11 protein-coding genes and 1 riboswitch are annotated in these 17230 nt (G+C 57.4%); of the genes, 5 read left to right on the plus strand and 6 right to left on the minus strand.

Annotated elements, in window-relative coordinates; translation table 11 throughout:
* From ACR0MI_RS12845 to ACR0MI_RS12855, 3 genes are all read right to left on the minus strand, one after another.
* Positions 1 to 2412: an FAD-dependent oxidoreductase gene (locus ACR0MI_RS12845; protein WP_170619317.1), complete on the minus strand. Its 2412-nt coding sequence runs from the start codon at positions 2410 to 2412 to the stop codon at positions 1 to 3.
* Complete coding sequence (locus ACR0MI_RS12850) at positions 2409 to 4820, minus strand: GcvT family protein (RefSeq protein WP_170816994.1); 2412 nt, start codon at positions 4818 to 4820, stop codon at positions 2409 to 2411. The genes ACR0MI_RS12845 and ACR0MI_RS12850 overlap by 4 nt, the downstream gene beginning before the upstream one ends.
* A 61-nt stretch (positions 4821 to 4881) precedes the next feature.
* Positions 4882 to 6420 (minus strand): trimethylamine methyltransferase family protein, encoded by a 1539-nt coding sequence (locus ACR0MI_RS12855; RefSeq protein ID WP_170816995.1) that lies wholly within the window; start codon positions 6418 to 6420, stop codon positions 4882 to 4884.
* 115 nt (positions 6421 to 6535) lie between these two features.
* On the opposite strand from ACR0MI_RS12855, the gene ACR0MI_RS12860 reads away from it, so the two are divergent.
* From ACR0MI_RS12860 to ACR0MI_RS12875, 4 genes are all read left to right on the plus strand, one after another.
* Positions 6536 to 7426: a LysR family transcriptional regulator gene (locus ACR0MI_RS12860; protein ID WP_170617134.1), complete on the plus strand. Its 891-nt coding sequence runs from the start codon at positions 6536 to 6538 to the stop codon at positions 7424 to 7426.
* A gap of 85 nt (positions 7427 to 7511) precedes the next feature.
* A riboswitch (TPP riboswitch) is annotated at positions 7512 to 7616 on the plus strand.
* 32 nt (positions 7617 to 7648) lie between these two features.
* Complete coding sequence (gene thiB / locus ACR0MI_RS12865; RefSeq protein ID WP_170619319.1) at positions 7649 to 8629, plus strand: thiamine ABC transporter substrate binding subunit; 981 nt, start codon at positions 7649 to 7651, stop codon at positions 8627 to 8629.
* Complete coding sequence (locus ACR0MI_RS12870; RefSeq protein WP_170617129.1) at positions 8605 to 10152, plus strand: thiamine/thiamine pyrophosphate ABC transporter permease ThiP; 1548 nt, start codon at positions 8605 to 8607, stop codon at positions 10150 to 10152. Before thiB ends, ACR0MI_RS12870 begins: the two co-directional genes overlap by 25 nt.
* On the plus strand, positions 10139 to 10831 hold the full coding sequence (locus ACR0MI_RS12875; protein ID WP_170617127.1) for an ATP-binding cassette domain-containing protein: 693 nt from the start codon (positions 10139 to 10141) through the stop codon (positions 10829 to 10831). Before ACR0MI_RS12870 ends, ACR0MI_RS12875 begins: the two co-directional genes overlap by 14 nt.
* 11 nt (positions 10832 to 10842) lie before the next feature.
* Here the strand turns inward: ACR0MI_RS12875 and ACR0MI_RS12880 are convergent, their stop codons facing one another.
* The 3 genes from ACR0MI_RS12880 to ACR0MI_RS12890 form a co-directional block, all read right to left on the minus strand.
* Positions 10843 to 11934, minus strand: a complete 1092-nt coding sequence (locus tag ACR0MI_RS12880) for a transporter substrate-binding domain-containing protein (protein ID WP_170617125.1) — start codon at positions 11932 to 11934, stop codon at positions 10843 to 10845.
* Positions 11931 to 13637 carry a hypothetical protein gene (locus ACR0MI_RS12885; RefSeq protein ID WP_170617123.1) on the minus strand — a complete coding sequence of 569 codons (1707 nt, stop codon included), beginning with the start codon at positions 13635 to 13637 and terminating at the stop codon, positions 11931 to 11933. The genes ACR0MI_RS12880 and ACR0MI_RS12885 overlap by 4 nt, the downstream gene beginning before the upstream one ends.
* Positions 13638 to 14081: 444 nt before the next feature.
* Positions 14082 to 15119, minus strand: a complete 1038-nt coding sequence (locus ACR0MI_RS12890; RefSeq protein WP_170617121.1) for an endonuclease/exonuclease/phosphatase family protein — start codon at positions 15117 to 15119, stop codon at positions 14082 to 14084.
* A gap of 226 nt (positions 15120 to 15345) precedes the next feature.
* Between ACR0MI_RS12890 and ACR0MI_RS12895 the strand changes: the two genes are divergently transcribed.
* Entirely contained in the window at positions 15346 to 16272 is a 927-nt protein-coding gene (locus ACR0MI_RS12895) for an alpha/beta fold hydrolase (RefSeq protein WP_170617119.1), read from the plus strand.
* Positions 16273 to 17230 lie beyond the last annotated feature (958 nt).

Genomic DNA, 17230 nt, shown 5'->3' on the forward strand with positions numbered 1-17230 from the left:
TTACTCCTCGGATCGGGAGCGCAGGTTCTTTGGGTCGAAAAGCGCTTCGTCATGGACTGTAACGGGTATGTCCTGATTCAGAATCTGCACCGAAAGCCCACTTCGCGCCGTACCCCTGCGCACGAACAGCCAGCCCAGAGATTTTCCGATCGTGTAACCATATCCACCCGACGTTGTCAGGCCGACAACAACGCCATTATGCAAGACGGGTTCTCCGCCATGAATGTCGAAACGATCTGAGTGCAGTTCGCAATAAAGCAGTTCCCATTCCGGTACGTGGGCCAACAAGGCATTCCGCCCAATGAAATCGCGCCCTTCTGCACGAACGAAACGGTCCAAACCGACATCCAGCGGACCGACATCGGTGGTCAGTTCGCCCGACGCGCGATAGGCCTTCTCCATTCGCATGCCGTTGAAGGCGTAACTGCCAAGATCAATCAGGCCGTGCCCGGCACCTGCCGCGTGGAGCGCATCATACATCTCCGCGATCCGGTGCAGCGGCGCGTGAATCTCCCAACCCAACTCTCCAACAAAAGATACTCGCAGGGCATAGACTGGCACATCCGCCACGGTGATTTCCTGCCCCGACAACCAGGGGAAGGCGGCATTCGACAGATCCGCGTCGGTAAGTTCACGCAGGATTTTGCGCGAGTTCGGACCGGACAGGGCCAGCATCCCCCAGTCCGAAGTTCGGTTGATCATCCGCACGTCCTCGCCTGGCCGAATGTGCGATCGGATCCAATCAAAGTCCGGTTTGGCGCGGGCTATTGCGGAGCCTGTGAAATACCGATCCCGGGCAATGCGCCAGATCGTCATCTCGGTTTCGAACCGTCCATTGGGCGTTAACAGGTGGTTCAGGCTTATGCCTCCGTCGCGGGAGGGGATTGTGTTTGCAGACAACCTGTCCAGCAGATTGCAGGCATCCGGGCCTGAAATTTCGAACTGAGCAAATGCGCATAGATCAATTACGCCAGCAGACGCACGGGTTGCTTGCGCCTCGGTCATCGCGTTGGTGTGCCATGGCTGGTGCCCCCAGCCTACCTGCTCGACTTCACCCGGCATGCCAAAATACCGTGGGCGTTCCCACCCTGCGATCTCGCCGAAAACCGCGCCTTTGGCGGCCAACCGATCATACAGCGGATGTCGCTTGATCGGGCGAAGGGACGTGAACTGCTTGCCAGGGCAGGGCGTGTCATGGCGACGCATGAATTCATCTTTGGTGCGTTCGACGATAAAGGTGTCACTGGCAAAATCGCCGTAACGGCGCGGGTCCATCGTCCTTGTGTTGATCTGCGTTTCGCCGTGAACCATCCAGTCGGCCAGCACCTTGCCCGCACCGCCGCCCCACGCGAGGCCGATAGACGACCCACAGGACAGCCAGACATTCGGCGCACCCGAGGGCCCAACCAGCATCCCCCCGTCGGGTGTGTGTGTGATTGCACCCCGAACCACTCGCTTGATGCCCAGATCAGCAAGGACAGGCATTTTTTCAAAGGCGATCATCAAGAAGTCGCCAATCGAGTCGTAATCGGCCTCGAACAGTTCATTTTCGGCCTTCCAGGTCGCACCCTGCGGCATTGTCCAGACGGTCGGGCAAACATGGCCTTCGTATATTCCGATCAGGCCGGACTTCTGTTCCTGTCTGATATACCCGCCAAAGGCGTTGTCGCGCATAACCGGCAGTTCCGGGCGGTTTTCGAATTCAGGCACGGCATCAGTGACCAGATAGTGATGCAGGCACGAGACCGAGGGGATTTTCAAACCAAACCACTCGCCAACCTGATTGGCATAGCTGCCTGCGGCGATCACCACGTGTTCGGCCAGTACTTCACCATTTTCCGTGCGCAGCAGCCAAATGTCCCCTCGTCGGCTTGCGCCCAGAACCTGATTGCGGCGGTCAATTTTGGCCCCACGCGCGCGGGAAGCCGCTGCCAGCGCCTGGGTCACGCCGGACGGGTCGATATGTCCGTCTTCGAACGTCCGGACTGCCGCCTTGACGTTGTCGACCTTATAAAACGGATTGCCTTTTGCAACCTCATCCGGCCCGACCAGTTCCATCGGCAGATCGAGCATCTTGCCCACACCCATGATGGATTTCATCCAGTCAACCTCATCATCGGTTGTGGCAATGCGAAAACCGCCGACTTCATGCCAGCCGATGCTTTGGCCCGTCTCTTTTTCAACCTGCTTGTAGGTTGCGATCGAGGTCTTGTTGATCCATCCCGCGATACGGCTGCTCAAGGCGTGAGCGATCTGCCCCGCGGCGTGCCAGGTCGAGCCACTTGTCAATTCCGCTTTCTCGAACAGAATCGTATCTGTCCAGCCGTTTTCGGCCAACTGAAATTGCGCAGCGACCCCCATGATACCGCCGCCAATGATGGCGACACGGGTGGTGCGCGTCACGTCCGTCACGAAAATGCTTCCTTCGCGGGTTTCAAAGTGGCCTGCGCCGAAAACAGCACACAGGCGATTTCAACTTCAACAGGCAGCGTGCCATCCGCAGTCCAGGATTTCTCTTCGAAAGACCGCTGGATATCGTGCACAACTGCCAAGGCCACAGATCGGTTGAACCGATAACTCCAGGCCGACGACGTTATCTGCCCGATGGCGCGCCCGTTCAGATAGATCGGCTCATCGTGGATCGGTATCGCGGCCGGATCATCAAACAGCAGCGAAACGATCCGTTTTTTCGGCTCCAGCTCGAGCAGCGCATTTTCACCCACAAAACCAGAGCCAAAGGCGCAAAAGGCCGCAAGCCCGGCTTCGACGGGTGTGGTGCCGGGGGTCAGTTCGTGGCCAAAGACCCGAAAGCCGCTTTCAATCCGCAAAGAACCACTAGCAAAGAGACCAGCATGGGTCGCGCCGGCCCTCACCAGCGCCTCATGCGCGGCCATCGCCATTTCGGCAGGGATATAGAGTTCGAACCCTTCTTCGCCGGTAAAGCTCAGGCGGCCGACCCAGCTACCGGCGAGGCCGATTTCAGCGGGCCTGAATTGAAATCTCTTAAGATCGGGCAGGGGAGTGTTTGTGGTCGCTTGAAGAACATCGCAGGCCCTTTGTCCGGCGAGACCCAGGATGGCATATCCGCTTGTTACATCAGTAAACTCAACACGAAATACGCCCCGCGTTTCACGCATCCTTTTCAGGTTACGCACAACTTCACTTGCACCCGTGATCATCAGGAAGGTTTGCGGGCCGTGCCGCTGAACCGTCACGTCGCTCTCGATTCCGCCACGTTTGTTCAGGATTTGCGAGTACACAATCCGACCCTCGGCAACATCTATCTGCGCCGCACACAGCCGGTTCAGAAAGGCGCAGGCATCGGGGCCTTGGATCATGATCTTGCCGAACGCACTCTGGTCCAGAATGGCGGCACCCTGGCGGCAGGCGGCCACTTCGCGGCCGACCTGCTCGCGCCATGCGGGCACTCCGAAGGTCAGCGGCAAGTGGGCGGCTTCACCGCCGAAATGCACTGCACGTTCCCATCCGCCGCGGGATTCAAATCGTGCCCCTGCGGCCACCAGCCCCTCGTGAACAGGCGAGCGACGCTGCCCCCGCGCAGTCTCCATCGAGCGCCCGGGGTACGGATTGTCGTAGTGGCGTCCCAGAACTTCGGGAATGCGTGCCTCCAGCGCGCCCAGTACGTTCATCTCCGGGCTGAACCGCCGGATATCGGCTTCGCTTAGTTCCATCGTCGGCTCGCCGGCAATGATCCATTCGGCCATTGCCATGCCCGCGCCCCCGGCCAGCGCGATACCGGTGGAGTTCATCCCGCCGATCAGAAACAGGCCAGGAACATCCGAGCTTTCTCCCAACATGAACTGGCCGTCGAGGGTGAAACTCTCAGGACCGTTCAGCAGCATCCGCACTTCGGCACGCTCCAGCGCGGGAATGCGTCGCAGCGCGTTTTCCATCATTGGCATGAAATGATCCCAGTCTTCGTCCAGCAGGTCGAAGCTGAAATCAGCAGGCAGGCGATCCAGCGGCAGGCCCTTGGCATGGGGTTCGAATGAACCCACCAGAAGCCCTTCGACATCGTCGCGGGCGTACAGGAACGCATCCTGATCGTTGAGTGTCGGCAGATGTGCGCCCGGCCCAAGCGCCTGCACTTCGGGCAGCGGCTTGGTCAGCATGTAGAAATGCTCGCAGGCGTAAAGGGGCATATGCGCGCCGGCCATGGCCGCCACTTCGCGGGACCACAGTCCACATGCGATCACCACCTCCTCAGCTTCGATCAGGTGGTCACCGACTTCGACGGCTGCAATCCGACCGGCTTTTTTTTCCAGACCCGTTACCTTGGTGTCCTCGAATATTTGCACACCACGCGCCCGGGCCCCTTTCGACAACGCCAGCGCTACATCGGTTGGATTGACCCTGCCGTCGGCGGGTGACCAGACTGCCCCCAGGACGTCGTCCACTTTGATCAGAGGCCATAGGTCCTGCGCGCGGGCCGTATCGACCACTTCGGCCTCAAGCCCGAACGCACGGCCCAGTGAAACCTGACGTTTGATGTTGATCAGGCGATCATCATTTGTGGCCAGCGTCAGCGACCCGGTTTGAACCCAGCCCGTCGCTTGCCCGGTTTCACGTTCGAGCGCCCCATATAGGTCAATCGAATAGTTGATCAGCTTTGTCAGAGTGGCCGACGGGCGCAAGCGACGCACCAGACCCGCCGCATGCCATGTGGTGCCCGAGGTCAGTTTGGAACGTTCGAGCACGATTATGTCTTTGCGACCCTCACGGGCCAGATGGTAGGCGACCGAGCACCCGATCACGCCGCCGCCTATCACGATGGTGCGGGCATGGTGGGGCAGAGTCATGCAGTAGCCCCATGGATTGTTCTTGTTTCGAGCGCGCTGAAAGCGCCGTCAGTGCGATCGGTCATGGCTCTCTCCCGATCCGGCGGCGGCTCAGTCGAATGTCGAATTGCTGTCGCACATCGCGATCGACCGCATCCGGAACATGTGAGGGGAAGTGATTTGCAAGCAACTCACGCGCCTTGGCTTTCGCAACTTCACCGACTGGACGCGCGCCGTCTTCCTGCCAGTCAACCGGTGTGCGCCTGTCGCCAACATGAGGATAGAAATAGTCCGATTTCATTCGGTCGTAGGTATGAACCTCACCCAGGTAGTGACCCGGACCCCGACACACATCGGCGATCACCTGCGCTGCAATGTTGTCGGTCGTAACTTCGATCCCACGGATTGTTCGAAGCACATTGCCCAAAAGGTCGTTGTCGCTGACATAGCCTTCCAATGAAACGCCCAGAAGACTGGCATGACTGCCAGCGGCCTGCGTGACAATGTTCGATCCCGCATGTGCCGCCATGGCGACTGCCAGGCATTTCTCAGCCCCGTATTGGGAATCCAGTGTCTTGGCGTCGGTAATCCCGGCTATGGACGAAGTCGGCAAGTTGAAATGCCGCCCCATCTGCGCCGCACCGGCCATCAGGATCGCCTGTTCCCCTCCGCCACCAGACATCGACCCGGTGCGCAGGTCGGCGACCAAAGGTTTGGGTGCAAAAACCGCGCGAACCTGCGGATCGACCAGGCGGGCAAAAACCAATCCGGCGAGCGTTTCAGCCACGGCCTGTACAAGTGACCCGGCCAAAGTGGCCGGGCTTGTGGCCCCGGCCTGTCCCGCGCTGATCAATTGTACCGGAAAACCCGCAAGAATAGCGGCCTCGAGCACTTCACAAGCCTCTTCTGCGAAGCGCATGGGCGGCACAACATGACAGACCATGACAGTCAGGAACGGTCGCGCGCGAAAGGCGGCTTCGTCACCTGCGATCCTGTAACAAAGGCGGGCAATGGCCGGGACGTTTTCGGGTTCGGTAATCGAGACGGAAACATGCTTGGACGTGCCCATCAGGCAGGCATAGGCAGTGTTGAGGTCCATTGCCGCAGCAGGGTCAACGTCGCGCGCAACGACCGGACGGCTGAAATGATGGATGTTCTCCATCCTGTCGACCAGTCGGGCGGCATCATACAGGTCGGCCAGGGTTGAAGGGCGGTAGTGGCCCGTATCGATGTCGAAGACACCCGGCGCGGCGCCGCCGGTTGACATATGGACCCGCGTGCCTTCGATCCGCAGATCGTTTTCAGGAACTTGCCCGCAAAGGACGAAATTCCGCCTTGCCTGCTTGATCGACTTGCGCACAAGGGCGCGCGGAAACAACAATCGTCCGTCATCGCCCAGCGTCCCGCCCGCTGCCGTCACCTTGTCGACCATGGATGGGGTCGGCTGACTTAGTCCGAGGGTCTCAAGCAGCAGCAATGCGGCTTCCTCGGTCTGAGCGACTTCATTCGGGGACAGCGGTTTCAGGCACCCGCCAATCACACCCGGCCATACCGCAGGGCTGGCCTCGTCGCTGTTATCTTGTGTCAGACGGTCCTTGCGACCGCGCCGGCGCGTAGACATGGGCCTAATATCATGAGCTCAGCTTCATTCAAAGTCAGCCTACACAGCCATAGGGCTTGTTTACAAAAGCCGTTTTCTCAGCAATTGATGAGTAAAACTTACATTAGGGAAATTCGTGACCGCCTCTCTTCCCGCCCTTCGCGCCTTCGATGCAGCCGCCCGCCAGGGCAGTTTTCGAATTGCGGCCGAGAAATTGTCGGTCACACCCACGGCGATCAGCCATCACATTCGAGGGCTGGAAGAGCAGCTGGGCGTCAAGCTGTTTGAACGGGCCGGGCGCGAGGTCGCGTTGACCGAAGATGGCAGGCGTCTGGCGGCAGCAACGGCTCAGGCATTTGAAATTCTGGATGACGCGGTGCGCTCGGTTCGCCGCAGCTCCCGCAAAGTGGTCCGACTTGCTGCGGGGCCGATTTTCACCGCCCGCTGGCTGATGCCCCGGATCGGTGATTTTTGGGACGACCACCCCGAGATCGAGCTGGAGGTGGTTCCTTCTTATCAACCCGGCACGCTGAACAGAGCAAACATCGACATCGTGATCCGCTGGGAACGAATGGCCGAGATGCCCGAAAATGCGATCAAGCTGATCGAGCTTGCCCCCGTTGCCATAGCGTCGGAGGCATTTGTCCTGAAGCACGGCCCGGTGAATGAGCCCCAAGACCTGTTGCACTGTCCGCTGTTGCATCAAAGGAACCACTGGGGTTGGCTCGACTGGTTCCGGGCGATGAATGTCCCGGTTGATGGCCCTTTGCGTGGTCCGATCTTTGAAGATGCCAATGTTCTGCTGCGGGGTGCCGCAGAAGGGCAGGGCGCGATTGTCGGCTGGCTGCCCTTGATCGATCAGGATCTGGCCGAAGGTCGCGTCGTGCGTCTGTTTGATGAAAAAATAACACCCACTCATGGTTACTTCGTCGAGAGCACAGGACTTGGCCGATCGCGACGCGAGACCCGGGCCGCGATTGAATGGCTGCAGGTTCAAAGCCTGGGCTCGCAGGCTGATCTGCCCTGATCCCGCCAGTTGAGAAGCATCCTTCATGCCAGTGAAGCGTGAAGGGCGAATTTGGTTGAAATTGTTTCGACATCACCCTAATCACGGCCTCACCTCGGGGTGCGCGGAATGCCGCGCTGAGACGCCCATAGCGAACCCGTTGAACCTGAACCGGCTAGAACCGGCGGAGGGAAAGGTGACGGTTTCATCCACCCTTGCCCTCTCGCCGCAATGGAGGATGACATGAAACATCTGCTGATTGCTGCGGGAATTCTGAGCGCGACTTCGGCTATCGCCGCCGACAAACCTCAGCTGACCGTTTTTACTTATGACAGCTTCGTCTCGGATTGGGGTCCGGGTCCGCAGGTCAAGGAAGCATTCGAAGCGGTCTGCGACTGCGAACTGAACCTTGTTGGAGTGGAAGACGGTGCCGCCCTGTTGTCGCGCATCCGTCTGGAAGGTGAAAACTCGGATGCAGACGTCGTCTTGGGTCTGGACACAAACCTGATTGCGGCAGCAAAGGAAACCGGCCTGTTTGCGCCCAGTTCGGTCAGCGCCGAATACACTTTGCCCGTAGAATGGAACGATGACGTATTCGCGCCTTACGACTGGGGGTATTTCGCGTTTGTCCATAATGCCGACGCAGCAGCACCGGCCAATTTCCGTGAGCTGGCCGACGGTGATACCAAAATCATCATTCAGGATCCGCGTTCATCCACACCAGGGCTTGGCCTGTTGCTGTGGGTCAAAGCCGCCTATGGTGACGAAGCCCCCGAAATCTGGGCAGGACTGGCTGATAATATCGTGACCGTCACCAAGGGCTGGTCCGAGGCGTATGGACTGTTTCTTGAGGGTGAGGCTGACATGGTTCTCAGTTACACCACATCACCTGCCTATCACCTGATCGCTGAAGAAGATGCAAGCAAGGCGGCGGCGGCATTTGACGAAGGTCACTATATGCAGGTCGAAGTAGCCGGGAAACTGGCCGGAACCAATCAGCCTGAACTGGCGGACCAGTTTTTGCAGTTCATGGTTTCGGACGCTTTTCAGCAGATCATTCCGACAACCAACTGGATGTATCCGGCGGTAACGCCTGCGGCGGGCCTGCCCGAAGGGTTTGATACACTGACCGTACCGGAAAAATCTTTGCTGCTGGATTCTGATCAGGCGGCAGCCGTGCGGGACGAGGCGTTGGCGGAATGGCTGGGCGCGCTCAGCCAGTAAATCCGACGCCGGGTATTGGCGCGGCGACACTGATTGCCGTGCTTATTCTTGGTACGCTCGCCGCAGTTGCCCTGCGCGCCGACTCCGCAAGTGGGTTCGGACCGGCCGATTGGTCAGCCCTTCGGTTCACGCTGGTTCAGGCGGTGTTGTCCGCCATTTTCAGTGCAGGGCTTGCCGTTCCTGTCGCCCGCGCGCTGGCCCGGCGGCGTTTTCGCGGGCGGGCGGTTCTGATCGCGCTGCTGGGGGCGCCGTTCATTTTGCCGGTCATTGTCGCCATCATCGGCTTGCTGCAGGTTTTCGGCCGAGCGGGCTGGATTTCAGACGTTCTAGCGGTTTTTGGGCTACCGCCGATCCGTATCTACGGGCTGCATGGCGTGGTTCTGGCGCATGTCTTTTTCAATCTCCCCTTGGCCACGCGTCTGATCTTGCAGGGGTGGCAGGAGATTCCGTCCGAAAGGTTTCGATTGGCCGCCCAGTTGGGTTGCAACGGATGGGCCATGTTCCGGCTGATCGAAATGCCTATGCTGGCGCGTATCCTGCCCGGTGTTCTGGCCGTTGTTTTTGCCATTTGCCTGACCAGTTTTGCAGTTGCCCTGACTTTGGGTGGTGGACCACGCGCGACCACGATAGAACTCGCGATTTACCAGGCCTTTACCTATGATTTCAACTTGGGTCGCGCCGCGCTTCTGTCCGGGGTGCAGCTGGTTCTGACCGCGACTGCGGCCCTGGCAGCGCTCAGGTTCTCCAGGGGTGACGGGTTTGGTGCCGGGCTGGATCGTTCCATCCGACGCTGGGATGAAGGGACGCGGGCGTTTGATGCCTTCTGGATCAGCGCAGCGGCGGTCTTTCTCCTGCTGCCGTTGACCTCGGTCGTGATCTCCGGACTTTCGGGAGTGTTCGAGATATCGGTGCTGGTGTACCGGGCGGCCTTGATATCCGTTTTGGTCGCGGCAGCCAGCACCGTCGTTCTGCTGCTTCTGGCCTTGCCGATGGCGATGACGGTTGCAACCGGGCGATACGGGATCGTCGAACTCTGCGGTATTCTTGGATTGGCAGCGTCACCTCTGGTCATCGGCACCGGGCTGTTCATCCTGATCCGCCCACTTGCCAACCCTACTGTTCTGGCCCTGCCTGTAACGGCTCTGGTGAATGCCGTCATGGCGTTGCCCTTTGCCCTGAGGATACTTGTTCCATCGACGCGCGAGGTTGTTGCGCAATACGGTCGTCTGGCACTGTCACTGGATATGAGCAGATGGAGTTTTGTGACACGCATTCTGCTGCCCCGCCTGCGACCGCAAATCGGATTTGCCGCGGGTCTGGCGGCGGCGCTGTCCACGGGGGATCTGGGGGTCATCGCGCTATTTGCCGATGCACAAATTGCTACGCTTCCGCTTCAGATTTACCGGCTGATGGGAGCCTATCAGATGGAGGCAGCGGCCGGTGGCGCCCTGTTGCTGCTGGCGCTTTCGATGGGGGCATTCTGGCTTTTGGATCGAGGAGGGCGCTGGCATGCTGAAGCTTGATGGCTGTGCGATTTCAAATGGCGATTTCGTATTATGCGCGAACCTGCAAATCGAAACCGGATCACGGGTTGCGATCATTGGTCCTTCCGGTGCGGGAAAGTCGACCCTTTTAGAAGCGATCGCTGGGTTTCGCGATCTGGCCGCGGGGCAAATTTACTGGCGCGGCGGCGATATTACCGGATTACCGCCGGGGCAGCGCCCGCTGGCGATGCTGTTTCAGGATGGGAACTTGTTTCCTCATCTGACCGCTGGCCAGAACATCGCCCTGGGTTTGCATCCGAACGGCCGGTTGTCAGCCGATGAGCAGGCACAGGTGCATTCCGCGTTGGATCGTGTTGGCTTGCCCGATATGGCGGACCGGCGACCGGCACAATTGTCGGGCGGTCAACAAAGCCGTGTTGCCCTTGCCCGCGTGCTGGTACAACAGCGGCCTTTGCTTTTGCTGGACGAGCCGTTTGCCGCTCTGGGGCCGGCGCTCAAGGCGGAAATGCTGGATCTTGTCTCCGCCCTGACGACCGAGGCCGGAACGACAATGATGATGGTCAGCCATGATCCACAGGATGCAAGACGAATCGCAAGTCATTCGGTTCTGGTGGCGGATGGGCTGGCGCACCCGGTCACCGAGACATCCACACTTTTTGATAACCCGCCGCCTGCGCTGCGAGACTATCTTGGGTGACACGTCCGCCGTCAGTTGGCCCCGGCGACCAGATTCCACAGGAACAGATCCAAGGAGCGTGAAATCTTGTTGCGGTCAAAATTATCCGAAAAACTTCGCACAAGGATTGAATCGTGACCCTTGTGGATCTCGATCGTGAGCTGCTGTAGAAACGCCAAGGTGAGTTGGTCCGAACTGTTCATCTGATCTGACAAGTGGACGAAAATGCCATAGCGCTCTTCAGAATAGACCTGAGCGTCCGCACGGGCCTGACAATCCGGGTTTCTTTCAATGTAGGATTTCAATGCCAGCGTCACGATCTCAAGATCGCCAACCGAGTAATAGATTTGCCCGTCGCACAGCGCTTGCGCCAGTTTTTCATGGTTTGGGTAACTGCGGACAACATAGGCAGCGTCAGGATCTGTATCGGCCGCATCGGCGCCGACATATTTAGCAAGCGAACCCACATCCCACGTCAACCCAGCCACGGCATCCGGGCAATCGGTCAGGCGTTTTTTCTCATCGTCGCTGAGAACAACCTTGTCTACATCCGGATGCATTCTAACGATTTCCGAGAATGTCTCGCCGAAACCGTATTTTTCTGCAATCAGCCTAATAGAGCGCGGTGCCGTGGTGCCTTCCACGATCCCTGCGACCGGGCCGATACAGGGCCAGTGACCAGCCCACTGGTCACGCGTCGTCTCCGCCCTTCCGACACCAGACAGATAGACCGGCGGGGAAACAAGCACGCCGGGATAGGACAAACGCTCTTGGGTAATGGTGGCCGGATCGCAGAGAATGTTGATTTTGCCGCTTTGTAGGTCGGTGAACCGGTCCCGCGCCTCGACAGCCTTCCATTCAACGGTGAAATCGCGGGACTTCTGCAGTTCTTCAAGGACCGTGGCGCAGATATTGACCATGTAGCCGGTGAACACCTCACCCGACGCAAGAGGCGGCGTATCGCTGGTCAAACGTCCTTCGCGATCACGCACCGCGAGATACGAAAAAGGCGGGGCGTCCGTTCGCACGCCAACGATCAGGTCCGCTTCGGCCGTGACAGAAGAGGCAGTGCCTTGCCAGGCCAAAACCGCCAAGGCGAACGCCAAAACAGCAGGGCGTGTCATGAGCGACCATCCGATCTCTGGGGCTCGCGGATGCGGGTGCCGACAACTGACAGGATTTTCTTCATCGACCCGGTTTCAGCCAGTTCGGCGGCAATTGCGTAAAAGACCAGGAAAATGGAATAGGGAAGCGTTACCATGATTGCGATGTCCAGCAGGCCAAGGCCAGTCGCCGGGGGGACTATATTGAACAGGCTTGCGGCCAGATTTGCCACCATCAGAAGGAATGCCGATACCACCAGGGCGATACCAACTGTCACGAACCAGCGCATCCGGTCATGCTGATCCGCAACGAACAACAGGGCGCAGGCCGTCACGTAAGACAGCAAAAAGATGCGCGGCAACTGTTCGATTTCATCCTTCAGGAAATTCAGGCCTGTTGTGATCATCGCGCTGCCGTCACCGTCCAGCGCGTGTCGAACGACACCATCCGCGCCGATGCAGGTTATCGCACCATAGAGAACCGTGGCCAGGAAGGCGGGCCAGAAAGCAAGCTTGGCATAGTCCCAGAACGGAATCTGTATATCGTCACTGCGGGGCCAGCTGCCCTGATCCATCCTGAGATGCCGCAGCAGTATGGTAAGAAACGCCAGCAGGATAAGTGACGGGATCAGGGGGATCAGCATGGCGGCGCAGATTTCGCGCAATTCGGTCGCATCGCTTACGTTGCTGCTGAACATGGCCACCTGTTCAACCAGGACATAGCTGAAAACCGCCCCGAAAATACTTGCAAGCGTGATGTCGTGCAGGGATTGCGCGGTGTCTTCACCAGTCACTTTTTCGATGATCTGTGCCGTTGGCGTGTTCATCAGCGCTTCGGGCACTTTGCGCGACCTGATCGAATAAAGCGCAAACAGACACTGCATCGAGTCCGCCAGTTTTGCGGTTTCATCCTGCAGGCTCTGCAAGGTGTCTTTTTCCAGCTTGAAGTTAGCAATGCGGCCCAGAATGCTGGCGTACCGTGATCGCAGGTCGTCGATCCGCGCCAGAGGGGTATCTTCGTTGAACAATTGCCGGAAGGCCGAGCTTTGCGGCCCGATGATTGGCGGTTGCAGCAAATCGATACAGCGCAACGAGCTTTCGATGCTTTGCACCATTCCATCCATGATCGGGTCAACTTTGCTTGCCGCGATCTTCTCACGAAAAGCTTTCCACAGCGGCAGGGTCTCGCCATCCCCATAGCTGCCGTAATTCAGATCTTCGAGAGATTGCAGCACCCGAAAAATGTTTCTGGGTACACCGGCAAAGAAATAGGCGATGGCGCGGATTTTGCGCTCGATAACCTGAAAGGTGGGCGAAGCGGCCCCAAAGGTGATGGCGATGGCCAGCCAAAACGGCAGAGTACGCGGATCAACGGCAGGCCCCGTACCAGCCTCGGGGTTAACGATGGATCGGGCCACAACGTTGGACCCGCCTGTCGCAGCCGTCGCTTCCTTGCTGCCCATCACAAAGGTCGCGATCAGTTCCGGCGACATCAGCATCACGAAGTAGATGCCGACAAAGAACACCATATATATCGCCAGACCTCGGCGGTTTTCGGCCTTGGTGGTCAGTGCGGACATTCGGACGTTTTCAAGCTCTTTACGAGATGCCTGGTTGTTGGATTTCAGATTGTCCACGGCGTCAGAGGTTGTGTATTCCTTGTACGCCTCGAACAGCAGTATCAGCCCACCCAGACCGATGGCCCAAACAGCATAGTTGCCCATGTTTTCGGTTCCCCGACTCTGTTGCGTCAATCAAAGAGTTTCGCGTAACCGCACTACCAGCCGCATTTTTCATATTTGGGATTGCAGGAAGTATTGGCGTAGGCCGCAGACTCTTTGATCACCGCGTTCGCGGCAACCAATATCAAAATGATAACAACAAGATACCGCATCAGTTACTCCACAAAAAACTAAAAAACGGCTGCGCCGATCAAATGTTCATACTAAATATCTAAAAACATAACATAAAACTTGCAATTACGCAACCTGAGGGGGAGCGTTCCGCCCGATTACACCGATGCCGTCTCAAGCCGCTATGGTTGTCCGCGTTCAATGGCACAGGTTGTGGAAGTGCCAAAAAAGCCATCCAGGTAGCCGGGTGGCGAATCCGGCGTGATCCCATATGGCCATAAAAATGGTCAGGAAGTACCCGGAAACCAAACAATATCAACTGCCTTGGCCGGGCGCAGGCTTCCACTGAAAACCCACGCGAATAATCCCATGATCCGTGGTTCCGCTTTCTTTATGATCGTCATGGTTCAGGTGGTCATTCTGCACAAGCATCTCGTCAAAGGCCCAAAGGCGTTTCTTCGAATTATCGTAGAACTCCTGACTGAACATGATGTGGTCCAAGCTTTCGCGCTGTCCTTTGAACACATGCGTGTAATATACGTCGCGCGTCGAACGGTATTCCTGCATGGTTTGCGCGGTATAAAGCGCGTTGTCGGCTCCTCCCGAAGACAGAGGCGACAGGTAGGTTGGCTGTTCTGACAGAATATTGAGCGTGTTGCTTTCCTTGCCGTCATTCATGTCGCCGATCAGAACCACAGGGGTATCCGTTTTCTTTGTCAGGTTGGTTATGATCACGCGCAAAGCGGCCGCTTCGGCGGTTCTGCGCACGGTCGAGATAGCATAGCCCAGTGACGTGATATGCGGGCCGTGAACGTCCTTGTCATACCAACCCCGCTCGCGCCAGATCTGGGCCGGGCGGCGGGATTTGAAATGACAGACGAACACATGAATAACCGGTGTCCGAGGATCGGGGCGGACCTGAAAATGCATGACAGGGCGGGAAAAGCCATCCAGCGCCACGGAAATATCAGGTTGCTGCGGATCATCGCCTGTCGACTGCAAAACGCATTCCTCGGGAAAATCTTCGATCCATTCTGGTTGATCCACCAGAATGTCCGAACGCACAGCGGCGGCGCATACGATCTTCTTGTCATTGTGATCCTCGGGCACCAACAGTGTATGGGTTCCCGTCAAGGACGAGTTGTCCAGCGCCGCTTGCAGCGCGTCCTCGGCCCAAAGCTCCTGCACGCCGACCACGTCCGCATCAATTCTGCTCAGCGCCTTCGCGGTGAACGCTATCTTCTTTTCATAGGTGGCCTGATCCCATCCATCTGAGTCGCCATAGATGGCCTGACCAGGCAGGTGAAGGTTCAACAAATTGAAACTGGCAAATGAAATATCTCGCGCGGTCATTATTCCCTCCAAGGTATTTAGATAGAAATTTCTTTGGAACAGATCCCTCTCGAATACTCTTATTCCCGGGCAGTCGGGTCCTGGTGTCAACTCTGCGGCCAGCTGTCCGAAATTCGCAGGCTTCGGGTCAGTTGCACGGTTACATAGTATCAGAAGTTCTCCAATATTTTGCCAGAAACGCTTTTCTGTGGCAGATTTTATGGATTGGTTAAAAGGAGTTCACAGGATGGCTTTGTTTTTCTCCCGGCGCACTTACAACGCTTCAAAAAAGAAGTTCACGATAAAACCTGCCGCGAAAACCCGGTACGTCTCGATCTCACATACAAGTTCCGACGGGCGTATCCGGAAAGGAGGCATCATCAAGCAAAAGAAGTGGCTTGAGATGGTGCAGAAGGCAGGAGGTGACAAAGACGTCCTGATTTACGTTCACGGTTTCAACACGTCCCAGAAGGAAATGCTGGACCGGCTGGCCAAGATCGAAAAGGGTGTGAGATCACAAGGATACAAGGGTGCGGTCGTTGCGTTCGACTGGCCAAGCGACGGTTCTGTTCTCAGCTATGACAAGGATCGTTCCGACGCCAAGGCAGTGGCCCCTCATCTTGTGGGCGACGGAATACTGCCGTTGCTGGCCATGTCGCCGCGCCCAAAAGTTCATCTTATCGCGCATTCCATGGGGGCATTTGTTGTTTTGCGCGCCTTCTCTGATTTTGGTGACTCGGCGGGTTCTGGAAGCGGCAACTGGGGCGTCGATCAGGTCATGTTTGCATCGGCCGATGTGGATTCCGCCTGGCTGGAGAAAGGCGCGTGGGGGGGGCTGGTTCTTGGCAATCGCAGTAAACGCTTCACGAATTACTACAGCGGTCGGGACAAGGTGTTGGCACTGGCCGGCGGGCTAGTCCACGGCGGACGCGACCGCGCAGGCCATGTTGGGATGCCAACGCTCACTACCAAAGGCCATTGGGACATTTACTGCAATGAACAATACAAGCGCGACGTTCCGAAGCCAAAACGAACCAAAGTCTATTCCCATCGCTGGTGGTTCGACAGTAAGGGGTTTTTCAAAGACCTCACCCTGACCATTGGTGGCAAGGACGCCAAGTCCATGGCCACGCGCAAAAAAACCACCGGCCATGACCTGGCGTTACTGGCTTGAGTGAGCAGGGCATGCCAAATAGGCACATTCGCGATACAGTTTCTGCCGTCGCTGGTCGATAGAATGATGAACGACTCCTTACCAGTCCCCCGCTCATAACGTGAGTCTGTGCATCTGAATTTGTCAGTCATCAGTTTTGGGAAGGCGATCAAACCGGAGTACTTGATTGAGGCAAGCAACACCCTTGGATTTGCAGGAAGGTTCTGGAAACCTCCCTAGACCAATGTAGCCTGACCAATGCGGGCAAGATCGCGCAAAACGCCTAGTTCCGGTCTTCGTTTTCGTGAACGCGAGTCGGCAGTTCCTTGCTACTGATCACCGACTTGGCTTCCTTTCTGCTTGATCCTTTACCTTGTGGAATGCGGTACTTGGCTTTCGTGTTGAGTGTTTTTTCAAGGGGCGATCGAAATCCCACGACCGACACAGTCTGCCGCCTTGCCCAGAGTGCTCTTGAGAATTACGGCCCGCTTTCGACAGGCTTTCGTACGGTATTGCTTCGGATTTGAGACAACCAGATGTCGGGGAACGCGACGCAGACGCGCTTCGCAACCACGAATACGGTTATGTTGAGCAAACATGGCAGCTTCCATGCGCTTGGCAGTCCCTTGTCTGTTGTGAAGTCCCCAACTTTTTTCCTCCCATACCGGCGTATCTCGTTTCCTTTGTTAATCGGGATTGCACAGGTTTGCTGTCAAGCGAATGGCTGGAGATGGGGCAAAATAAGTCGCACCTCCTGCGAGTGTCAGTGTCAGGTTCGATTTGATCCTTTTTAGGAAATTTCCAAGCACCCCTATTTCCTGCTCGTCCAGCCCCGACAGAAAACAATCGCGAATGCTTTCGCCCGACGATTTCAATTCTGGCAAAAGCGCAAAGAATTTGTCGGTCGCAAGGAGGCGGTGCGCTCTCCGGTCGCCGGGGTCGGGGCGACGTTCGATCAGCCTATCAACAAGCTTTCCAG

The organism is Ruegeria sp. D4, assembly GCF_056534475.1.